Raw genomic sequence first — 20,272 nt, forward strand, 5'->3', positions numbered from 1 at the left:
CTGGTCTGTTTCTTCTTTAATTCAGCGAATTAAAAAATATAAATTTTAATTTTTCCCATTAACTGATTAAGAAAAAGCAAAAAAGTAAAGTGTTGAGGAGGTAAATATGCTGAAAACAACTGAAAAGTCTGTTGTTAAGGGAAAATTTATTGTTAGTAACGATCGAGGACTTCATACAAGACCTTCAACAGAACTTGTAAAGTGCGCAAATAGTTTTAGATCTCAAGTTTTCTTGAAATATCAAAAGCTTGCTGTTAATGCAAAATCATTACTTGGCGTTTTAATGTTAGCTGCTTCAAAAGGGGCTAAAATTGGGATTGAAGCAGAAGGAGTGGATGCTCAAGAAGCTGTAGAATCTATTATTGAACTTGCTAACAATAATTTTTATATTAAATATTAATCGTTTTTAAAAACAAAGGTTTTTGCTTAGCTTTGCAAAAATCTTTGTTAAAGTTATTCTTCAACTGCAATTGTTTTTTCTAACACTTCTTTTGTACAATAGACGGGTGCATTATTCATCAAAGCTAAAGTTAAGCAATCACTAGGACGAGCATCGATTTCTAGAATATGTTTCATTTCTCCAATATTTTGTTCTAAAAAAAGTCTTGCGAAGTAAATTGTATCTTGAACGTCATTGATAACTACTTGTTTAACTGAAATATCTAAACCGTTAAAAATTTTATCTATTAAATCATGTGTTAGAGGCCTTGGTCTTTCTGCTTCAGTCAAAAACATCTGTAGAGTTTTACCAATTTGAGGGTCCGTATAAACGGCAAATCGTTTTTCGGCGGTTCCTAAAATAACAACTGTATAAGATCGCGTTTGCATGATTTTATCAAAGTTAAGTTGAATGAGTTCAGATTGCATATAAGCCTTTTTGTCTGATTAGTCTAATTAATCATATTTAATGAGATTTCTTTATACTATCCTAATTTTTTTGAAGAAAAAATCTATTATTTTAATAAATAAGCATTTTTTTTATAAGTCATGCAACAATTTTAGTCATTCCATTTTGGTATCCAATGATAACACGCCCTGCTAAATTAAAAAAAAGCCCAGTTTCTAAAACCCCGGCAAAACTTTTAAGCCGATTATGTTCAAGAATAGGATTGTCAATGGGTTCAGGAAAACAAATGTCAAAAATATAATTTCCATTATCTGTACGATACAAGCTCTGATCTTGATTAACTCGTAATGATCCGCAATAACCGTGATCCTTAAGTTTTTTTACTATATGATGAAATGTAAATGTTGAAATCTCGGTAGCTACGGGAAATTTTCCTAACTTATTCACAAGTTTAGTCTCATCGATCACAACGATCATTTCTTTACTTGCTGAGGCAATGAGTTTTTCTCGTAAAAGAGCACCTCCTCCTCCTTTAATCATCTGTTTGAAAGGATCTATTTCGTCCGCTCCATCGATTGTTAAATCTAATTCTAAAATAGTGTCTGAATCGACAATAGGAATGCCAACCAACCGAGCTTGCCGCATGGATCGTTCTGAAGAGGCAATTGCAGTTATTTTTAGGCCTGCTTGACAGCGCTTACCCAAAGCTTCAATGAAGTAGGCTATTGTGGAACCTGTTCCTAAACCAATAATCATTTGATCTTGAACAAATTCTACAGCTTTAAGGGCAGCTGCCTTTTTTGCTTTAATGGATGGCGAATCGTTTGTTTGTGTCATATAAAATCCCTTGTCAAAAAATAAGCTTATTAATCAGAGAAATTTATGCCCCAAAGGGACAACCAATAGGCTTGCATCTCTGTATTTAAAGCAGGATAAATTCTATTCCATAACCACTCATTACTTGCAAACAAAGGTTTGTATGTTCCCCAATGTTTGGTATCTACAAAAGCTAATTTTCCTGTTTCAGTAAATACTAAATTTTGAAAATGGGTATCCCATAATTTTAAAAGACAAACCATTTTAAAAATTTTATCGAGTGTAGGAGCATCCATTTGTTTCCATTGTTTAACATTTTCTTTGTCAGATAGTGGATACATATCTTCAGCAATTAAAATGTACCAGGTTTCATTCAAAGAGTTTGACTTTGGTAAAGGATAAAGCCATTTTTTTGGTACGTTAAATATATCCTCAAAACTAAATGCTTTGATACTAGCCTCAATCGTTTGTGATCCAGTGAAACGCATTGTCCATTCATTGTAATGCGTTTCATGAGGAATATGTCCTTGGCAAGCAATTTTAAAGATGTAACCAGGGATTGCTGGATGTTTAACAACAGTACGTAAATAATGATCTTTTAAGATTTCAAATCCGTAAGTAGTCAATAAATCAGGTTGACATATTCCCTCCATCAATTGTTTTTCAAATGATTTCAACAAAACTGCTGTAGGATGATGAGGAGATATAAAAAATGGAGATAAAAATAATCTAACGAAGTCGTCATGTGATAAAGGAGTATCTTCGGGAGGCTTTGGATTTTTTTTAGGAAAGCGATAAAAAGATTTTTTTTGTTCTAAAGAAATAATATCGCTGTTTATTAAGCTTAACCAGCCTAGAGAAAAATAAATGAGCTTTTTTATTTTCTTACTATTCATTCAAAAATCTTTTTTTACGTGGTCTATCCATCGTCTAATTTGAGAAATTTATAAAATTGGCGAAAAAGTTGTGTAAAAGTAAATTTGGAATGATGGTCTATGCGATTCATCATATGTTAAAGCTTTATATTAGGAAAAGGTTTTAGGGTCAGCATTTTTTTTGATTTGGATGTATAAAAATTTAGTGGTTATTATATTAACTTTAATGCAGTTTTTAATCTTTTTGTCTAAGCTAAATGGGGACTAATCGCGCAGAAGCAGACTCAAAACTTATAGTAGCGCCGCATCTCCACAACAGGAAAACTTGTGATGATAAAATTAAGAAATTTGAAAGAGTTATTGACTCAAATTTTTCCGGAAGAAGGTTTGATAGATTATTGTTCGAATGGTTTACAAGTGGAGGGAAAAAGCGAAATAAAAATTTTAGCAACAGCTGTCTCAGCAAGTTTAAATACGATTCAAATGGCCATAGAAAGAAATGTGGACGCACTTATTGTTCACCATGGAATTTTTTGGCAAAGAGATAGTTATGTGATTGAAGGAACTAAAAGGGAAAAGCTTTTTACTTTACTGAGATCAGGGGTTTCTCTTTTCGCATACCATTTGCCCTTGGATAAGCATCTCACATTAGGCAATAATTGGAAGGCAGCTCGTGACTTGGGATGGGAAAAATTAGAACCCTTCGCCTTTATGAATGGAGTTCCAATTGGCGTCAAAGGAAAAATTAAACCAACAAAACGAGAGATTGTTAAAACAAACCTGGAAAGGTATTATCAACATTCTGCTAATTGTGCTTTGGGAGGGCCAGAGCTTATTCAAACTTTAGCTTTAGTGTCGGGGGGAGCTCATAAATCTATTTTGGACGCAAGTCGAGATCAGGTAGATGCTTTCATCACGGGAAGCTTTGATGAGCCTACTTGGCATCAGGCATTTGAAGAAAAAATTAATTTTTATGCATTAGGGCATTCTGCGACCGAACGTGTAGGTCCGCAGACATTAGCCAAATATTTAGAAGAACAATTAAAAACGCCTTGTCTATTTTTAGACGCGTTTAACCCCTTTTAAATATGAGTTTTCTGATTTCCAGTTGTTGCTGAAAACATTCAGCAACAACTGTTCTATCTACTGTTATGGAGAAGAAGCTTCTGAAGAAGCGGTGATATCTTCAGCACTGTTTTGCTTCATGATTTCTTTAACGCGTTTAACTAAATCATCTGAATTTGCACGAACCGCTAGCAAAATTCCACCGGATTTTAAACGGTTTTCATAACGTTTAGCTTCATATTCAGGAATACCACCACCAACTAAAGCGCCAATAATTCCACCAATTGTTCCTCCAGCACCAAGCCCACTTAAAGCGGCCATGATAGGTCCTGCTGCGATGAATGGCCCAGCTCCCGGAATTGCTAAGGCTCCAATTCCAGCTAAAAGTCCAAGGATACCACCCGCAATACCACCCGCAGTAGCTCCAGTTGTTGCTCCTTCTGGTGCTTTAGTATTTTTTTCGTGACCTAGGCTGCCTGGTGTCGACTCTTTTGTTTTCTCAGAAGCTGTTTGTTCTAAAGAATTTGGTAGACGTTCTTCTGTTCTCCAATTACGGACGCCAGAAAGATTATCGAATTCATGGAAATTTTCATTTTGAGGAGAAAGAAATGAAATGTCTGCTTTACTAACTCCGGCATCGACAATTTCTTTAATCGCTTTCTCTGCCTGAGCACGTGTAGACAAAATTCCGTAAACTGCTTGATTAGTCATAAATTCTCCTTTTGTTGGAATTCTCATCTTATAACCTATGAGAAGAGGAAGAGATTAATGACTTGAAAAGTATTCAAATAATTTAAAATTTTTCTCTCATCACACTAATAGGAAAGATGAATTAAAATAGAACCCTTTAACAAAACTATTCAACATCTAGCTTGTTTGATAACCAGGCTAGATGTTGAAAATCATTAAAACACAAATTCTTTATACAAAGATTTAACTTAAAAAATCAATCTTTGGATAAAAATTTATTAGCGATTTTCAGCTTTAACAGGTATTTCGCGTATAACTTCAAGTTGATTATCAACATTCTTTACGCCATTAATAGACTTAGCTTTTTTACTAATTTGATTTTTTTCATCTTCACTATTAACGGGCCCACGTAAAGTAACAACGCCATTAATTGTGATAATTTTAACATTTTTCCCGTTTGTAGATAAGGCTTCTTCTTCAACTAAAGCTTGGCGGATTTTTTGAGTGATAGCGCGATCTGCTTCGGTTTCAGATTGGTCTATAGGTGTTAAAGTATGACCATTACGATCACGAGCATTACGAGCAGTATTGTCAGCATTAGTTTGATGTGTATTTTCACAGGCTGTTAAAGCTAAAGAAAGAGCGGTCAAAGCAAATAAATGTTTTTTCATTTTAAAATCCTCCTTACGGTGTTTATATACAAATTTAATAACAAATGTAAGTCTTTAACGTCAGTTGAAACGTTTTATTTTTTTAAAGATATTTAAACTCCTATTAGTCCAAGTATTTAAGTTTTCATTGTAGATTTGATTAAAATGCTCAAAATAGGACTTAGTTCGGAGAATAGAGGATTTAAAAAAAAAATCAAATAAATAAAGTTTTTAATTCAAATTAAAAGTCAAAAATCTCTATTCATTTATCAAGTCTACCATATGGCATTTTTTATAATCATCAGGAGAGTTTTTCAAAGCGATATTTTTAATGGAAAATAACTTTGATGAAAAAAAGGAGTGAGAATTTCGATATCAAAGCATTGACAGAAAAGGACATATCTAGAAAAATGTCGAAACCAATTTGACTAAAGCGCATTGAGATAATAAACTGAGGGATACAAAACTTAGTCATAGACATGGAAAAATAAGCGTTAACCCTTAATTATTGAACTTTAGATATGGCACTTTCGACACTTAGGCAAGGATTTAAATATGACAAATGTAATTGATGTTTTACGAGAGCGCGGATTTATAGATGCTGTGACAAGCGAAGAAATTCGTCAGCTGACAAATCAACCTATTAAAGTTTACTGTGGATTTGATCCGACTGCCGATAGCTTACATTTAGGAAATTTGGTTGCTATTATGGGTCTTGCTTGGTTTCAAAGGTTTGGTCATACACCAGTAGCTATTGTGGGAGGAGCAACTGGAATGATTGGCGATCCATCAGGAAAAAACGCTGAGAGACAACTATTAGATGAAAAAAAGATTCAACACAATCTAAAAAGTATAAGTAAAAATCTAGAAGCTATCTTAGATTTTAATCATCCAACTGTCCCGGCAATCATTTTGAATAATCTTGATTGGTTTAAAAATTTTACTTTTATTTCTTTTTTGCGTGATGTAGGTAAATTATTTCGATTGAGTCCTATGCTTGCTAAAGACAGTGTAAAGACACGATTAAATTCTGAAGAAGGAATGAGTTTTACAGAATTTTGCTACCAGATTTTGCAAGGTTATGACTTTTTACATTTATTCGAAAATTATGGCGTGACTGTCGAGTTAGGAGGAAGCGATCAATGGGGAAATATTACTGCAGGAACAGATTTAATTCGTAAAGTGCATGCCAAACCAGCTTATGGAATTACATTTCCTCTTCTGACTAAAAGTGATGGACAGAAATTTGGTAAATCGGAAAAAGGAGCTGTTTGGTTATCTCCAGATAAATTATCTTCTTATGAATTTTATCAACATTTGATTCGAGTAGAGGATGCCGACGTCATTAATTTAATGCGTATGTTGACTTTCTTAGATATGGGAGAAATTCGCCATTATGAGCAAATGATGAAAGAAGCAGATTATGTTCCGCGAACAGCTCAAAAAAGATTGGCCGAGGAAATTACACGTTTAGTGCATGGAGAAGAAGGACTTAAAATAGCAATTAAAGTCACAGAAGGTGTTGCACCAGGTTCTCAAACTAGCTTAAATGCTGATATATTGGAAAAACTTGCAGCTGATATGCCGAGTTGTGAGATGAAATTAGAAAATGTTTTAAATAAAAAACTAATTGATTTACTTGCAGAAACAAAGTTACAAACGAGCAAAAGTGAAGCAAGACGTTTATTGCGAAATGGTGGTGTATACATCAATAATAAAAAAATTGAAGATGAGAATCATATTATTAGCGTTGAATGTTTGATCTCTAGTCGATTAATATTATTAGCTGCGGGTAAAAAAAATAAAATGATCATTCGGCTGATGGAAGAATAAAAAAGCGAGTTTTTTGTTTAAGAATAATTTAAAGAAGTCGTCAATATTGAATGATAAAAAAAAATAACTCGTTCAATAATGATGATAAAGTATTAAGTGTAAATTTTATATTTCAATGAGTTTCTAATATAGATATTTTCCTATACTTTGCTGAGAATAACGGCAAAAAGAACTTGATTGAAAATCAAAAGGATAAGAAAATATCAAGAAACTTAAATTAAGCAAACAGTGAAAAAAAATGAAGGAGTGTGGCCTTATGGCAACCAGTACAAAGAAGAGCACAATGACAAAAAAGAAATTGATTAATTCAATATCCCAGGACAAAGGGATTCATCCTAATGATGTTCGTCATGTGATTCAAGCTTTTCTCGATAAAATCACAGATTGCTTATCACAAGGAGAGCGACTAGAGTTTCGAGAATTTGGGGTATTTGAAGTTGTTGAAAGAAAGCAAAAAATCGGCCGTAATCCAAAAAACGCTGCAGTGCCTATTGTCATTCCTGCTCGCCAAGCTGTTAAGTTTACTCCTGGGAAAAAAATGCGACAGGTAGTTGAAATGGAAGAAAGTTATCTGGCAGAAATTAGTTCCTAGTAGATATTCTTGATTAAACTCCATTAACAGGATTTGTTTAAAAATTGAGTAATTGAAACTTTGAGTTTCAATAACACAATTTTATTTAAACAAGTTAAAATTATGCATAGCTAATGTATCATGGTTTACATGAATCATGATCCGCTTAATTAACCAGATCACATGAAATTTGAATCATTCCCGACTTGTTCACAGGATTTAAGGGGTACGGCACTCATGATTGACAAGCTTCCTCTTCAATCTCATTATGAAGCAAGGGTTGAAGATTTAGAAAATCCTTCTGAATTGGAATTAGCTATTCATAAATACCTGAGTAACCAATCTATTTGTTTGAAAAACCTTATTGATACATGCGCTTGGCATGAGACCTTAATGTCGGCAGAAAAAACAGTAGAAAATTGGAAATATTTACTCACACTCACTCTTCTTAACTATTGTATTTCCAATTCAGGGAAAGAATTGGCGGCAAAAGTCCGTTTATTTGAGCAGAAACCATGGAATCAAGATTCCCAGTATTTTAGAATTTTGGTTGCTCTCAATCATGCCCTAACCAAAATGTCTGTGCCTGAGGTCGGTATTAGTCTGCTTGAAAGTGGGGCAGCTTTGATTGACTTGCAAGAGTATTCTTCTTGGCAAGCATTTCCTTATATTCCTCATCATCTAGAATTTGGTATTTATCTTAGTATCTTAGTTTATCTGACAAAAAGAGATGATCTTAAAAAGTCTCTTATTCGTTTAGGCAAATGGCAACTAAATACTTTAGATGCAAATTATAAACCTCTTACAGCACTTTTTGTTAGAGAGCAGAATGGGGATCCGGAAGAAAATTTATTGCTTTATTACCTTTTTTTTCATTGCCTAGCTGCTATTACGGAAGAAAATGAATTTATAAGTGCTCTAGAAGCTTTATCTAAGCAATTAAAAAACAGAAATTACTCGAAAAAAATTCATCCATTATGGATTTTGATCGAAAGTTTTTTCAAAAGATTGCCGGAGAAAACTACTTTTTTTACCCTTCCAGAACATATTTATGATCCTTCGACATCTCTTGTTGGGTATCGTTCCTCAAATGGATGCACAGTTTGTACTTTGCATGGAGGGCGTACTGGTCTCGGCTGCATCAAATTAAAAGATGTAGAAATCGTTAATTTTGGCCCTCAATATTTACCCTTAAGCGAGTGTTTAGGTTTTGGAATCGAAGGAAATCATTTGTCTGATCATGGTCTTCGTAAATCTATTATTGAATTAAAAAAACAAGGATTCAGTTTAAAAGGTTGTACCAGACTTGTCGATCAACCTTCTTCTTCTCCCTTTCAAATCGGATTATTTAGAGGAATCTGGCTTGAGGTTACACAAGAATTGGTGCAAGATCGATTAAATTTAAAAACCACTTTTTTAGGTTTAGATGGTTGGGAAGGAACAGCATTTAGCTTTTTTGCAAAAGCTGAAAAATGTCGAATCAAAGGAGTAAAAACACTTTTACCAGGGACACTTGATCGTTATGAGGGAAATGCACAACAGATTTCTTTAGAAAGTAAAGCAGCCTCTTTGAATCTGAATATTCCTTCTTTTGGAGGAACGGTACAAGTCATTCCTTTAGCGGGGAAACATGATTTTTGGGGAGCTAATTTTTTGATTGCTTACATTCTTCACTCAGATCAAAAAAACTATCATTGGCAAATTGAATTTTCAAAAGAAAATCTCATGGATTAAAGAGATCCTCAAACTTGTTTTTAGATTGCTGATTAGGCGATGAAGTAGGTAGGAGATTTTGAATAGCAAATTCATCACAAAAATTATTGAGTTGTCGATCTGAAACGAATTCTGTTCTAGGTATGGCACAATTGTTAGAGCGACCTGGTTGATAATACTTACAATTTTGGCAACAATGTAAAGCAGAACCACACTTATCGCATGTTTCTCTAAAAGATAGTTTACCTCGGAAAAACTCAGGTAATTTTGTTCCACAGTGCCAGCAGTACAATCTAAATTTACCCACTTTGTTTTATTATTGTGTTAAAGAATAATAATAGAGATAATAAATACTCAAGTTTTTTATTTGCTTAGAGGTTTTATCTTTTTTGGCAAAAAGATTTTAACTTCATAACATGAATGAGAAATATAGGTTCTTAAGCCTACATTTGACGAAAAAAGGTTAAATACATGACATTACCCAAATTGCTTGCCTTTCTCTGTATTATTCTTTTTGGAGCGATTGGAATAGCTGCAATTTTTAAGAGTTCCTCTACTCCGGTATCTACAAGACCGTTAAATCAAATTCCTCTTGAAATTGATTTAGACCAAAATATACAAGTAATTACCCCTGCTTTGGCAGTTGCTCAGCAATCACGTTCTCCCGATTTTTCATTATCAACGTTCGAGCTTCCTGAAGCTAATCGAATTGAAGAATTGTTCGTTAAAGATTCAAAGTTACCCATTGTAGAAACAATTACGTATAAAAGTCGCGTCAATTGGCAAAAAGGTCGCCCTGCTTGGTTATCTGATTATGCTGCTCATTTTGAAACCTCAAGACATTTTATTGCTCGAAGTCTTAATGGTAAACCTGATTATTTAAAACAAGATTTGGCAGAAGGAGAGCGTTTTAACGTTCTTCGCAAAGATAAAAATATTCAATTTTACCTCATCGTTGATACCTCTCGTTGTAAAATGTGGTTTTATTATTTAGCTGATGATGAAAAAAAACCTGTTTTAATCAAAACGTATCCGGTGGGATTAGGAAGATTGGATTCTTCTAGTAGTTCGGGCTTATTAACACCTCTAGGAAAATATTCTTTAGGAGATCGCATTGTGACCTATAAACCGAAATCCATGGGCATTTATCAAGGAAAGAAAACGGAAATGATTACTGTTTTTGGCACTAGGTGGATTCCTTTCGAGCAAGAAATTGGTCATACAACTGCTCCTGCTAAAGGATTCGGTATTCATGGTACACCCTGGGAATATCAATCTGGATTAGCAGTGGATCAAATTGATAGTGTAGGGAAATATCAGAGTGACGGATGCATCCGTTTAACGACTCCTGATATGGAAGAGTTATTTTCAATTATTGTGACTAAGCCAACAACAATTGAAATTGTTAGAGATTTTTCTGAGGCGACCTTACCAGGAATACTGGATTAAATCCTAATTTATTAAAAATTAAATAGATAGAACCTTTAAAGGAAGGAGTACTCCGTTGGATATTTTACCCCATGAAAAGCAAATTCATGAGTATATCAAAACGATTGAGCACCTCAAAAAACAGAGTCAAGACAATCCAATTTTTGATGTTGAAATTCAAAAATTAGAGCAGAAATTAGATAGTCTCAAGCAACATGTCTATTCCGAATTGACCCCTTGGCAAAGAATTATGATTTGTCGCCATCCCTCTCGACCGCATGCTGTCGATTTTATTCGCCATCTTTCAGAAAGTTTTGTAGAACTGGCTGGTGATCGCAGTTACAGAGAAGATCATGCGATTGTCGGAGGTTTGGCCAAAATTGGAGGGATCAAATGCGTTGTTATTGGACAAGAAAAAGGTTTTGATACAGAGAGTCGAGTTTATCGAAACTTTGGAATGTTAAATCCTGAGGGTTTTCGTAAAGCTTTACGTTTAATGCAAATGGCTGAGAAATTTCAATTACCTATTATTTCCCTTTTAGATACACCAGGGGCATATCCAGGCCTTGAAGCAGAAGAACGTGGCCAAGGATGGGCGATTGCTCGAAATCTTCGTGAAATGATGCGTATTAATACTCCAATCATTATAACAATCATCGGGGAAGGATGTTCGGGAGGGGCCCTTGGAATGGGAATAGGAGACGTCATTGGAATGTTAGAACATGCCTATTATTCCGTTATTTCTCCAGAAGGATGTGCGTCAATTCTTTGGAAGGATGCCTCTAAAAACGTCGAAGCCGCCTCTGCCCTCAAATTGAATGCTGAAGATCTTTTGAATCTTAAAATCATTGATAGTATTATTAAAGAACCCCTTGGTGGAGCTCATCATGATCCTCACATAACTTACCAAAATGTCAAACAATTTTTAGTTGAACAGTTACATATCCTTAGACGAATTCCTTCTCAAATTTTACTTGAACAACGTTATTTGAAATTTCGTCAAATGGGAGAATTTTTAGAGGGTTAAAAGTTTTATGCGTTTGTTAATGAAAACAGCATTAATGGGAAAGCAACACCGTTTTCTGATTATCCTAACAATTTTATCGATGATCTTTTTAACGATTGCCTCTCAGTTAGAAGTTATCGCGCTTGGGGTCATTACAAGAAAAGGACCAGATTTTTTTGAACTATTTGCCCCTATGAAAGATGGAAAATTACAACGTCAGACAGAGGTAAGCTGGAATCAAATGCAAGATAGATGGGTAGAAATCGAAGGACCTGAACGAGATACTATAACTCTGCAAGATACAATCCATTTTCTTAATCAACATACAGGAACGAATCAAAATCTCGTTGAAAAAGTCATAAAAAGTTTAGATTATTTTATTCCTGTGTCTTCTAGTTTGAAAGCCTTAGCTTTTTTTATCGTTATAGTTGCCTTGTTTAAAGCCCTCTCGCTTTTTAGTCAACGCTTTACCGCAAGACTTGTTGCAATTCGAGTCAGCCGAGATTTACGTCAAGCTTATTTTGAACATATTCAATCTCTTCCCATGACATTTTATCAAAAACATCATATTGGAAGTTTATCTTCTCGCGTCGTAGGCGATGCCTCTTTAGTTGCCGAAGCTTTGAATGCATGTTTAGTGAATTATTTACAAACTCCTTTTACAGTATTTACAACACTGACTTTGTGTTTTTACACTTCTTGGCAATTATCGCTCATTATTTTTTTTGGTTTTCCTCTCATTGTATTTCCGATTATTTTTTTAGCTAAAAAAGTAAAGAAAATTTCTAAACAAATTCAAAAGAATCAAGAAATATTCAGTTCTGTTTTGATTGATTTTTTAGCAGGAATCCAAACTGTCAAAGTCTTTGCTATGGAAGAATTCTCATTGAAAAAATACCGTGAACAAAATGGAAAAATGGCCGCTCTCGAGCAGAAAAGTGCTCGTTATGACCTTTCTTCTAGACCTATTGTTCACACAATTGGAATGTTTTTTTTAGCGACGGCGCTTCTTTATGGATTGTATATTTTACAATTAAATGTTTCCGACGTTCTTGTTTATTGTGGTTTACTTTACGTTTTTTATGAACCTATCAAAAAATTTGCAGAAGAAAATACTCACATTCAAAAAGGAATTGCTGCCGCAGAAAGAATGCAAGAGGTTTTACATGTACAACCGCAGATTAAGAATCAGGATGGAGCGTTAGAGCTTAATCATGTGGAAGAAACCATAGAGTTTGACCAAGTTTGGTTTCGGTATGATTCAAAATGGGTTCTAAGAGGAGTAAGCTTTACTATTCAAAAAGGGCAGACTGTTGCATTAGTAGGCCCGACAGGTTCTGGAAAATCGACTATTGCGCAGCTTTTACCTCGTCTATATGATATTGAGAAAGGAGAAATACGAATTGATGGTCACTCCTTAACTGCCTATACGCAGAAGTCACTTCGAGAACAAATGGCCTTTGTCCCTCAAAAACCTTTTTTATTTTTAGATACTGTTGCTGAAAATATTTCTTTTGGTAGACCTTTTAGTCCACTAGATATTCAAGAAGCTGCGAAGCTTGCACATGCCGATGAATTTATTCAACAATTGTCAGAAGGCTATCAAACAGAACTTTCGGAGGCGGGAAAGAATTTATCGGGAGGGCAACAGCAACGATTAGCTATTGCCAGAGCTCTTGTCAAAAAAGCCCCTATTTTGATTATGGACGAAGCAACTTCTGCTTTAGATGCATTAAGTGAAGCACATATCAAATCTGCTTTAAACCAACAACGTGGCAAAATAACACAAATTATTATTGCGCATCGATTATCGACAATTGAAGACGCAGATAAGATCATCTATTTAGAAAATGGAGAAAAGATTGCAGAGGGAACAAAAGATGAATTGCTGCATTGTTGCCCCTCTTTCAGAAAAATGTGGGACGTGATGTATACACAAAGGAGTGAAAAGCCAGTACAGACACATTAAAGAATTCGTTGAATTATCCGTGTAAGCTATCTAGCTGGGCCATTCTCGAGAAAAGAAAAGCCAAGTTTCTTTAATTTTAAGGAAGAAACTTTTTTGTTTCCTCCATGTAAACTTGGTTTATTAGCATCCCATTGAATGGAAGGAAGATGGGCTGATTGTAGCAATTGCTCATAAAAAAGCTTTCGGGGAATATGAAAATCGTTACAGAGATTAAAAATTCCGTGCAATTTATTTTGCAAAGCAAAATCTAATGCTCGGACAATATCTGTGAGATGAATTACATTAGTCAATTGATTTCCCGTCCCTGGAAATGAATGTTGGTGCATTCTAATCACGCGATCAGTAATCCACCGACCAGGTCCGTAGATTTCGCCAAGTCTAAATATTGTGACATTAACAGAGCTAGGAGCCTTCAAAAAAAATTGTTCTGTTTGGCTCAAGCAATAACTTTGTTCATTAAGAGGGTTAAGTAACGTGTTTTCATCAACCCAGTTTCCTTGAAAATCTCCATAAACAGAAGTACTTCCAGTATAAATTATTTGCTTTAAAGAAGGAGTTTGGGGTAATAACTCAATAATGCGCCGTGCTGTTTCTAAGTAAGTATTCTGATAATCTCTTGAAGAGGCAGCGGCAACAGAAACTAATAAAATGTCTTGATTAGCTAGAAAAGGAAGAATGTTATCATCTGTTAATTGGTGGACTTGATGAGCAAACGTTTGAAGAAAGTTGATTTTTTCTATCTGCCGTGTGGTAACAGTTAAAAAATGAGATTGATTTTTCCAGAAAACTGCGGCAGCTTGACCAACATATCCACATCCTAAAATCCCGATTCTCACATGGACTCTGCCATTTCTAGTAAACCAAGCTTTACAAAACTTGCTTTCAGTTCTTGATTTTCAGGTTTATCAAAAGCCCCTGTCGTTGCTAGCCATGAGATATAATTTTTTGGAATTTTATTTAAGGGCTGCCCTTGGTGTTTGCCAAAAGGCATATGTTGGATAGCTCTTGGGCGATTTAATAAATCAAATACATCTTGAATTTCTAAATCATCAACCATTGAGCGAAAAACTCTTTCTAAAACAATCACGTCATCTAATGCTCTGTGCGCATTGTTAGCAGTTATTCCATAAATTTCTCTTAAAAACTGTAATGTATGCCGAGGGAGATCTGATCGGTACCGTCGTGCCCATTTTAAAGAATCAAGAAACTTCCAATGAGTTGGAAGAATAAGTTGATTCCTCTCAAATTCGTGCCGTAGAAAATGAAGGTCAAAATTGTCATTATTATGCGCGATTAAAACAACTTCACCGGCACAAAATTCGACAAATTCTGCCCCGACATCTGCAAAAGAACCTGCGTTTGCAACCATTTCATCAGTAATATGATGAATAGCGGTGGATTCTGGAGGAATCGGAAAACCAGGATGAACGAATTTCTCAAACCGTCGATTTTGAACAGGGTCATAGGCAGCAATTTCAATTACCCGATCTTTTTCAGGTTTTATGCCTGTCGTCTCTGTATCATAGTAAATCGCTCTTAAAGACATGGATTAGCTTTCATTCTCCATTTCACGTGTTTTTTCCAATATTTCATCAAGTGTTGTTTGGCCAAAACCGACAGCTTCGATGGGTGTCGCAAACATTTTACAAACTTGCTCAATTGTTTTAAGAAAAGCCAATAAGAGTTCCTCGTCGATGTTTTTGTTTGGTGTTGGGAGCATGAGTCTATAAAATATAACACCTGCAATTTCGTCCATTCCAAAACCTGGAACGTCAAGCTCTTTATTGAGAAGATGCAGAAGTCTAGCCATATCAGAAATAACTGGTTTTGCTATTTGGCAGGGAATAAACAAAAGTAATTGAAGTAGGTTTCCCTCATCAAAAATTCTCAAAAATAAAGGATACTCTTTATTTGCAATCTTAAGGATTGTATAAACCTGGTCGGTTTCGAGTTGAATATCAGCTTCGTAATGATTTCTCTGCATCGCAGTTAATAAAGCCTTGAGGCTCATTTCAATGGGAGTTGTCATATTAATTTCCTAGCCCAGGTAAAAAACTATTGGGTTTTTCGCAGGTCACAGAAGGATTGTTGGTCGTCGGAACAACAGAAAATTCATTTTCTCCTGGCATGCGATAGCAGCTAGAAAGAATTAACAAAAGAGAGCATAAACTCAAAACGGTCGCAATTTTTTTCATCTTTACATCCAATTAAACATAAAATTGGATTGTAATTTAACTGTTTCATTAAATTCTCGCAATAGCCACTTAAGTTGGCGTATAAAAAATAGGCTAGATTCAAAAAATTTTCAATTTCTAAATCTGAAATTTCATCTCAGGATAGCTTAGTCGGATTGGAAAAATAAGGGGGAATCGCAGGGCGCTTGTAATTAGTGTCGTCCCCTTCTTCCAAAAATCCGATGGTTGCGAGATGGGAAACCCCGGCTACAGATTCGCCAATTAAAAGATGCTGTCCTTTCACTTCAATCAAATAAATAGTAGATCGTGGTGTTAAGTGCCTAGTTTCTAGGATCTTAATGGAGCTGGCTTGGTTCATTTGAGTGACTTTTGATTTAGTCATGCGTTTGAGCATCCAAGAAGCCAAGAGCATAAAGCTAATTAATAGTCCTAGGATGAATAACATATTCATAAATTTTGCTTGAAAATGATCTGTTTCCGTCAACTCTGGATCTATTAAAGGATCGTGCAAGTTTTCTTCAAGAGAAATACTTTTTTGTGGTAAATGGTTTTGTGACTCTGGGGAAGAATCTATTTCACCGAGTTGTTCCCCGTATGCTGTTTCTTGCCCCTGGACAGGATAAAGAGGTGAAAAAATAAGCAAATAAAAGAAAGGGATGAGAAGATAATATTTCATAGCTATAATGGGTATCATGTTAAAAAATAACACTACATTCTCAACAGTTTTTTTCCTATGTTTTTTCGCAAAATAAAAGGAATATTTGCATTAGATATAGATGGAACTGTCACGGCAGAAACCGAAAGCATTCCTTCAGAAGTTGTTCAATTTTTTGAAGATCTTTATCAAACTGGCTGGCAATTCGTCTTTATTACGGGTAGACCTTTTCAGTGGGGAGCACGATCATTAAACGTGCTATCCTTTCCTTATGCTTTGGCGGTACAAAATGGGGCCCTTATTGTGGATATGCCTTCAAAAAAAATTCTTGCACGCAAATACTTGTCACAAAATTTGCTTCATGAAATGGAAGTTGTTTGTACAAAACATCACACAGATTTCATTATTTACACGGGACTAGAAAATAAAGATTTATGCTACTATCGATCAGACAAATTTGCTCCATCAGTTTTGAATTATCTCTGGGAACGGAAAGAACATTTAAAAGAAAATTGGTCTATCATCAAAAATTTTAATGACTTACCTGTTAAAGAATTTGCTTCGCTCAAATTTTTCGCAAAAGAAAAAGAGGCCGTTTTAATCAGTCAAGATATAGAAAAAAAATTAGGTTTACATGCCCCTACTATTCGCGATCCTTTTAACAAAGAATATTTTGTTGTACAAGTCACCCATCCTGAAGCAAATAAAGGGAGCGCACTGAAAACTTATTCTCAATTATCCCATTCGCTTTATTCCTCAATTGCAGCGGGAAATGACTTCAATGATTTATCATTACTTCAAGAAGCAACGGTTAAAGTTGCTATGTCAGATGCCCCTGACGCGTTGCTAGCAATCGCGCATGTAATCGCACCTCCGGCGCATCAACAAGGAATTATTGAAGGATTAACGAAAGCGATCGATTATCTCGCAAAAATAGGTAAAACGAATAATGGTTAATAGGCCTTTTGTTACTGTTGGAGGATTGATTTTTGCTCCAGATGGAGATATTTTTTTAGTGCGGTCCAAAAAATGGAAAGACCTGTATTCATTACCGGGGGGGAAAGTAGAGTGGGGAGAAACTCGTCTTGAGGCTTTCAAAAGGGAAGTATTTGAAGAAACAGGTTTAAAAATCTGTAAAATTAAATTCGAAATGGTGCAAGAGAGCATTTTTTCAGAAGAATTTTGGGATAAAGGACATTTTGTCATGAATGATTTTGTGGCAGAACTTGATCCTAGCTCTTCTAAAGATAAAGTTCTTTTAAATGATGAGGCTTATGAATATTTATGGATAAAACCTGAACAAGCACTTAAATTGCCCCTTCACAAAGCATGTCGACTTCTCATTGAAAGATATTTGACACAACAAAAGCCCTTCAATCGCTGGGGATTCATTGGATTTAAAAATCATAAAGTTTTTTGTAAAATCGGGATTTATCCTCAGGAGAAAGCACAAGAACAAACCCTTTATTTCGATGTAAAAGCAAAAATAGATTTTAATAAATGTTCCACAAGTGATTGTATAAAAGATACTTTAGATTATACGAAACTTGCACATGTTTGTACTATGATAGCAAAAAGAGACTCTTATCAATTATTAGAAACTCTTTCTTGCGCTATTTTAGATTACTTGTTTAGTCAGTTTGATGTTCAATGGGTCCACTTGCGTATTAAAAAACCCGGCGCAATTTCTAGTGCAAATTTCGCTTTAGTTGAAATTGAGCAAGAGAGGAGTTGTTGATGGCTTGGACATTAGTGACTGGAGGGGCGAAAAGGCTTGGGGCTCACCTGTGTTATGCGCTTGCTGAACAAGGATATTCTGTCGTTGTTCATTATAATAAAAGTGAACAAGAAGCTAAAGATGTTGTTAAGAAATGTCAAGAAATAGGGGTGGAAGCTGCTGCAATTCAAGGGGATTTTTCGAGTAACGAAGCTATCCTTGACTTTACTAAACGATACTTACTCGAGTTTAAAGAAACAACAAATTTAATTAATAATGTAGGAAATTATTTTGTTCGATCTGGATTGCAAACACCTTTATCAGATTGGATGGCCCTTTTTCAAATAAATTTACACGCTCCATTTATCCTTATCCAAAAATTGATCCCATCTTTGATAGAATCTAAAGGTCAAATTATTAATTTAGGGGTAAGCGGTTTGTACGAAAACCCTGCTGGAATTTATTCAACAGCCTATCGTATGACTAAATCATGTTTGTGGATGTTAACAAAATCTTTGTCGGCTGAATTGGCTTCTAAAGGAGTGAGAGTTAATATGGTTTCCCCGGGTCAAACGGATCTTTCCGTAGACTTGCAACATCAAAAGCATAAATTACCAATGAATAGGCCTTGTGAGTGTAGAGAAATTAGTCGAGTCATCACTTTCCTTCTTCATCCCGATAGCGTTTATATCACAGGTCAAAATATTGAAATAGCCGGAGGAAGTTAAATACATGTATGACCAAGACAACGATTTTTCTAATCGAATGAAGCTTTTCATTGAAAATGCTATTATGGTAGGCCGTTTCTATCAAAGTTCGCAAACGGGCTATCTTCATTATTATCATGGGATGCCCATTCCGGCTACACATCAAACAATTCCAATTTATGAAAATGTTTTATTTGTTTTAGCTTTATTGAGATCGCGATTGATTGAAAATATTCATGAAGCGAAACAGCTATTACAAAATATTTTAGCATTTCAATCACAGGTGTCGGAGGAAACTCAAGGTAATTTTCCTGTTTATTTACATCAGTATCCTCTTTGCCATCAGGGTGAAACTGGAATTTCGTTAATAGCTCCCTTTTATTGGATCTTAAAAAATTTCGGACATGTTTTAGGACAAGAATTGAAATTTGATTTAGAAAACTCCTTATCTCGTTTAATTGACTATGGTAGAACTGCACATCAAAAAAATCCTTTCCCTTATTCGATTGCCGTAAGATTAGCTGCAGGATTAATGGCTGTTGGAAAATTATTGAATCGGCAAGATTGGCAAGAAGAGGGAATTGATTTATGGAAACAACTTGCTCGCCCATCTATCAGTTGGTATGCAACAGCTTATTTATCTGATCTGTTGATTTCTCATCAGATGGTGGTAGGTCAAGAAATTAAAGACTGGGAATTATTTTGGGCTTATCTCAAACAAACATGGAATTCGCAGTTGTGTTGTTATACAGGTCCTCATGTGAGAGAATGGCAAAACAAAGATGAACCTTTAAATTATTTTTATGATCTTATCATGAAATGCTGGTTTTCTCTTGCATTGCCTCGCTTTAAATCGCATGAAATAATTCATCTAGAGGCCGTTTTAATTCACAGTCCGTTTTCAGAAGATTTAAAATTAATCCAAAATGACTCTTTTTATCAACTAGATGGAGTTTATAAAGGTCAAAAATGGTTATTAAATAAATCTTATGAACACACTTGGGTAGCTCTCGAAAAGAAAGTATCTGCTGGTTTGATGGGAGAAAAAACATTTACTCCATTTTGCTTTTTTACTGGCCAAAACTTCCTCCATACTTTTGTTTGTCAAGGAGGAAGATTTTCTCAGTTAGAATTTAAAATGTTATCTTCTCATTCTTTGGAGTTTTTATTTCATTTTAATGATGCAGGGGGGGATAAAGAAGATCGGGACAAAACTAGGGATATTTGTTTTTATTGGAATGATCATGCCGAGTGGCAAGTTCGAGTTAATAATCAGCAATCTAATACTTTTGAGCTTGGCCAAACTATCCAATGGAGTTGTCAATCTCGCCCAGCTTTTACGATGGTATTTGAGCTTTTGGAGGGGAAAGGGCAATTTTTAGGACATTTAGCAAAAGGAAATCGACCTTCACAATTTAAATTAATTAGTGAAGAAAAGCATTGCCAAGCTTACGACCGTATCTTATTTATTCGAACAATTAGACGGACAGGCCCTTCCACATTGAGGGCAGTTTTGCATTTTTCTCAAAGTTAAG

The 20,272-nt window shown here is 35.1% G+C and carries 23 protein-coding genes; 12 read left to right on the forward strand and 11 right to left on the reverse strand.

Translation table 11 applies throughout. From position 1 onward, the window contains the following. The first annotated feature begins 106 nt into the window (after window positions 1-106). Window positions 107-400 carry an HPr family phosphocarrier protein gene (locus tag TY19_RS08110; protein WP_011175727.1) on the forward strand — a complete coding sequence of 98 codons (294 nt, stop codon included), beginning with the start codon at window positions 107-109 and terminating at the stop codon, window positions 398-400. A 53-nt stretch (window positions 401-453) separates the two neighbouring features. Here TY19_RS08110 and TY19_RS08115 read toward each other — a convergent pair whose 3' ends face one another. From TY19_RS08115 to TY19_RS08125, 3 genes are all read right to left on the reverse strand, one after another. Next, window positions 454-867: a bifunctional nuclease family protein gene (locus tag TY19_RS08115; RefSeq protein ID WP_042279288.1), complete on the reverse strand. Its 414-nt coding sequence runs from the start codon at window positions 865-867 to the stop codon at window positions 454-456. A gap of 118 nt (window positions 868-985) precedes the next feature. Further along, complete coding sequence (gene rpiA, locus TY19_RS08120) at window positions 986-1,684, reverse strand: ribose 5-phosphate isomerase A (RefSeq protein ID WP_042279290.1); 699 nt, start codon at window positions 1,682-1,684, stop codon at window positions 986-988. Window positions 1,685-1,713: 29 nt separating this feature from the next. Next, complete coding sequence (locus tag TY19_RS08125; protein ID WP_042279291.1) at window positions 1,714-2,559, reverse strand: hypothetical protein; 846 nt, start codon at window positions 2,557-2,559, stop codon at window positions 1,714-1,716. A gap of 309 nt (window positions 2,560-2,868) precedes the next feature. Here TY19_RS08125 and TY19_RS08130 point away from each other — a divergent pair, with 309 nt between their 5' ends. Continuing rightward, entirely contained in the window at window positions 2,869-3,624 is a 756-nt protein-coding gene (locus TY19_RS08130; RefSeq protein WP_052354711.1) for a Nif3-like dinuclear metal center hexameric protein, read from the forward strand. Between the two features lie 63 nt (window positions 3,625-3,687). Here the strand turns inward: TY19_RS08130 and TY19_RS08135 are convergent, their stop codons facing one another. Together TY19_RS08135 and TY19_RS08140 are read right to left on the reverse strand one after the other, a co-directional pair. Continuing rightward, a complete protein-coding gene (locus TY19_RS08135; RefSeq protein ID WP_226988453.1) occupies window positions 3,688-4,341 on the reverse strand; it encodes a DUF3341 domain-containing protein in 654 nt (217 codons plus the stop codon). 230 nt (window positions 4,342-4,571) lie between these two features. Beyond that, a complete protein-coding gene (locus tag TY19_RS08140; RefSeq protein WP_039359284.1) occupies window positions 4,572-4,964 on the reverse strand; it encodes a BON domain-containing protein in 393 nt (130 codons plus the stop codon). A 534-nt stretch (window positions 4,965-5,498) separates the two neighbouring features. Between TY19_RS08140 and tyrS the strand changes: the two genes are divergently transcribed. From tyrS to TY19_RS08155, 3 genes are all read left to right on the forward strand, one after another. Continuing rightward, a complete protein-coding gene (gene tyrS / locus TY19_RS08145) occupies window positions 5,499-6,776 on the forward strand; it encodes a tyrosine--tRNA ligase (RefSeq protein WP_042279297.1) in 1,278 nt (425 codons plus the stop codon). Window positions 6,777-7,032: 256 nt separating this feature from the next. Continuing rightward, window positions 7,033-7,368: an HU family DNA-binding protein gene (locus tag TY19_RS08150; RefSeq protein ID WP_039359278.1), complete on the forward strand. Its 336-nt coding sequence runs from the start codon at window positions 7,033-7,035 to the stop codon at window positions 7,366-7,368. A gap of 216 nt (window positions 7,369-7,584) precedes the next feature. Beyond that, window positions 7,585-9,081, forward strand: a complete 1,497-nt coding sequence (locus TY19_RS08155) for a hypothetical protein (protein ID WP_042279299.1) — start codon at window positions 7,585-7,587, stop codon at window positions 9,079-9,081. Here the strand turns inward: TY19_RS08155 and TY19_RS16245 are convergent. Beyond that, window positions 9,071-9,367, reverse strand: coding sequence for a hypothetical protein (locus tag TY19_RS16245; RefSeq protein ID WP_158383093.1), 297 nt, complete (start codon window positions 9,365-9,367; stop codon window positions 9,071-9,073). The genes TY19_RS08155 and TY19_RS16245 overlap by 11 nt on opposite strands. A gap of 164 nt (window positions 9,368-9,531) precedes the next feature. Between TY19_RS16245 and TY19_RS08160 the strand changes: the two genes are divergently transcribed. Genes TY19_RS08160 through TY19_RS08170 form a run of 3 tightly spaced genes read left to right on the forward strand, consistent with a single transcriptional unit; the run spans window position 9,532 to window position 13,463 of the window. Continuing rightward, the gene (locus tag TY19_RS08160; protein WP_042279302.1) at window positions 9,532-10,509 is read left to right on the forward strand and encodes a L,D-transpeptidase; all 978 of its coding nucleotides are present in this window, start codon (window positions 9,532-9,534) and stop codon (window positions 10,507-10,509) included. 55 nt (window positions 10,510-10,564) lie between these two features. Then, the gene (locus TY19_RS08165; RefSeq protein ID WP_011175714.1) at window positions 10,565-11,515 is read left to right on the forward strand and encodes an acetyl-CoA carboxylase carboxyltransferase subunit alpha; all 951 of its coding nucleotides are present in this window, start codon (window positions 10,565-10,567) and stop codon (window positions 11,513-11,515) included. A 7-nt stretch (window positions 11,516-11,522) separates the two neighbouring features. After that, complete coding sequence (locus TY19_RS08170) at window positions 11,523-13,463, forward strand: ABC transporter ATP-binding protein (protein WP_042279304.1); 1,941 nt, start codon at window positions 11,523-11,525, stop codon at window positions 13,461-13,463. A gap of 26 nt (window positions 13,464-13,489) precedes the next feature. Here TY19_RS08170 and TY19_RS08175 read toward each other — a convergent pair whose 3' ends face one another. From TY19_RS08175 to TY19_RS08190, 5 genes are all read right to left on the reverse strand, one after another. Continuing rightward, complete coding sequence (locus TY19_RS08175) at window positions 13,490-14,299, reverse strand: SDR family oxidoreductase (RefSeq protein ID WP_042279308.1); 810 nt, start codon at window positions 14,297-14,299, stop codon at window positions 13,490-13,492. Next, window positions 14,296-15,009: a putative quorum-sensing-regulated virulence factor gene (locus TY19_RS08180; protein WP_042279310.1), complete on the reverse strand. Its 714-nt coding sequence runs from the start codon at window positions 15,007-15,009 to the stop codon at window positions 14,296-14,298. Before TY19_RS08180 ends, TY19_RS08175 begins: the two co-directional genes overlap by 4 nt. A gap of 3 nt (window positions 15,010-15,012) precedes the next feature. Next, window positions 15,013-15,492 (reverse strand): YbjN domain-containing protein, encoded by a 480-nt coding sequence (locus TY19_RS08185; RefSeq protein WP_042279313.1) that lies wholly within the window; start codon window positions 15,490-15,492, stop codon window positions 15,013-15,015. Window position 15,493: 1 nt separating this feature from the next. Beyond that, a complete protein-coding gene (locus tag TY19_RS16250) occupies window positions 15,494-15,658 on the reverse strand; it encodes a hypothetical protein (protein WP_155117172.1) in 165 nt (54 codons plus the stop codon). Between the two features lie 136 nt (window positions 15,659-15,794). Further along, window positions 15,795-16,352, reverse strand: coding sequence for a FliO/MopB family protein (locus TY19_RS08190; protein WP_042279315.1), 558 nt, complete (start codon window positions 16,350-16,352; stop codon window positions 15,795-15,797). Window positions 16,353-16,391: 39 nt separating this feature from the next. Here TY19_RS08190 and TY19_RS08195 point away from each other — a divergent pair, with 39 nt between their 5' ends. The 4 genes from TY19_RS08195 to TY19_RS08210 are packed head-to-tail and all read left to right on the forward strand — an operon-like array spanning window position 16,392 to window position 20,271. Next, window positions 16,392-17,270, forward strand: a complete 879-nt coding sequence (locus tag TY19_RS08195) for an HAD-IIB family hydrolase (RefSeq protein WP_052354712.1) — start codon at window positions 16,392-16,394, stop codon at window positions 17,268-17,270. Further along, complete coding sequence (gene folB / locus TY19_RS08200; protein ID WP_042279318.1) at window positions 17,263-18,051, forward strand: dihydroneopterin aldolase; 789 nt, start codon at window positions 17,263-17,265, stop codon at window positions 18,049-18,051. Before TY19_RS08195 ends, folB begins: the two co-directional genes overlap by 8 nt. After that, window positions 18,051-18,758 carry an SDR family NAD(P)-dependent oxidoreductase gene (locus tag TY19_RS08205; RefSeq protein ID WP_042279320.1) on the forward strand — a complete coding sequence of 236 codons (708 nt, stop codon included), beginning with the start codon at window positions 18,051-18,053 and terminating at the stop codon, window positions 18,756-18,758. Before folB ends, TY19_RS08205 begins: the two co-directional genes overlap by 1 nt. Window positions 18,759-18,762: 4 nt before the next feature. Then, window positions 18,763-20,271: a hypothetical protein gene (locus TY19_RS08210; RefSeq protein WP_042279322.1), complete on the forward strand. Its 1,509-nt coding sequence runs from the start codon at window positions 18,763-18,765 to the stop codon at window positions 20,269-20,271. Window position 20,272: the final 1 nt, after the last annotated feature.

The organism is Candidatus Protochlamydia sp. R18 (assembly GCF_000648255.1).
Taxonomy (GTDB): domain Bacteria; phylum Chlamydiota; class Chlamydiia; order Chlamydiales; family Parachlamydiaceae; genus Protochlamydia; species Protochlamydia amoebophila.

What these genes read in the sequence shown, in the direction of transcription:
- TY19_RS08110 (WP_011175727.1), top strand. Translation starts at nt 107, where the DNA reads ATGCTGAAAACAACTGAAAAGTCTGTTGTTAAGGGAAAATTTATTGTT.
- TY19_RS08170 (WP_042279304.1), top strand. Translation starts at nt 11,523, where the DNA reads ATGCGTTTGTTAATGAAAACAGCATTAATGGGAAAGCAACACCGTTTT.
- TY19_RS08150 (WP_039359278.1), top strand. Translation starts at nt 7,033, where the DNA reads ATGGCAACCAGTACAAAGAAGAGCACAATGACAAAAAAGAAATTGATT.
- folB (WP_042279318.1), top strand. Translation starts at nt 17,263, where the DNA reads ATGGTTAATAGGCCTTTTGTTACTGTTGGAGGATTGATTTTTGCTCCA.
- TY19_RS08115 (WP_042279288.1), bottom strand. Translation starts at nt 867, where the DNA reads ATGCAATCTGAACTCATTCAACTTAACTTTGATAAAATCATGCAAACG.
- tyrS (WP_042279297.1), top strand. Translation starts at nt 5,499, where the DNA reads ATGACAAATGTAATTGATGTTTTACGAGAGCGCGGATTTATAGATGCT.
- TY19_RS08205 (WP_042279320.1), top strand. Translation starts at nt 18,051, where the DNA reads ATGGCTTGGACATTAGTGACTGGAGGGGCGAAAAGGCTTGGGGCTCAC.
- TY19_RS08190 (WP_042279315.1), bottom strand. Translation starts at nt 16,352, where the DNA reads ATGATACCCATTATAGCTATGAAATATTATCTTCTCATCCCTTTCTTT.
- TY19_RS08130 (WP_052354711.1), top strand. Translation starts at nt 2,869, where the DNA reads ATGATAAAATTAAGAAATTTGAAAGAGTTATTGACTCAAATTTTTCCG.
- TY19_RS08185 (WP_042279313.1), bottom strand. Translation starts at nt 15,492, where the DNA reads ATGACAACTCCCATTGAAATGAGCCTCAAGGCTTTATTAACTGCGATG.
- TY19_RS08195 (WP_052354712.1), top strand. Translation starts at nt 16,392, where the DNA reads ATGTTTTTTCGCAAAATAAAAGGAATATTTGCATTAGATATAGATGGA.
- TY19_RS16250 (WP_155117172.1), bottom strand. Translation starts at nt 15,658, where the DNA reads ATGAAAAAAATTGCGACCGTTTTGAGTTTATGCTCTCTTTTGTTAATT.
- TY19_RS08210 (WP_042279322.1), top strand. Translation starts at nt 18,763, where the DNA reads ATGTATGACCAAGACAACGATTTTTCTAATCGAATGAAGCTTTTCATT.
- TY19_RS08125 (WP_042279291.1), bottom strand. Translation starts at nt 2,559, where the DNA reads ATGAATAGTAAGAAAATAAAAAAGCTCATTTATTTTTCTCTAGGCTGG.
- TY19_RS08160 (WP_042279302.1), top strand. Translation starts at nt 9,532, where the DNA reads ATGACATTACCCAAATTGCTTGCCTTTCTCTGTATTATTCTTTTTGGA.
- TY19_RS08140 (WP_039359284.1), bottom strand. Translation starts at nt 4,964, where the DNA reads ATGAAAAAACATTTATTTGCTTTGACCGCTCTTTCTTTAGCTTTAACA.
- TY19_RS08135 (WP_226988453.1), bottom strand. Translation starts at nt 4,341, where the DNA reads ATGAGAATTCCAACAAAAGGAGAATTTATGACTAATCAAGCAGTTTAC.
- TY19_RS08180 (WP_042279310.1), bottom strand. Translation starts at nt 15,009, where the DNA reads ATGTCTTTAAGAGCGATTTACTATGATACAGAGACGACAGGCATAAAA.
- rpiA (WP_042279290.1), bottom strand. Translation starts at nt 1,684, where the DNA reads ATGACACAAACAAACGATTCGCCATCCATTAAAGCAAAAAAGGCAGCT.
- TY19_RS08155 (WP_042279299.1), top strand. Translation starts at nt 7,585, where the DNA reads ATGATTGACAAGCTTCCTCTTCAATCTCATTATGAAGCAAGGGTTGAA.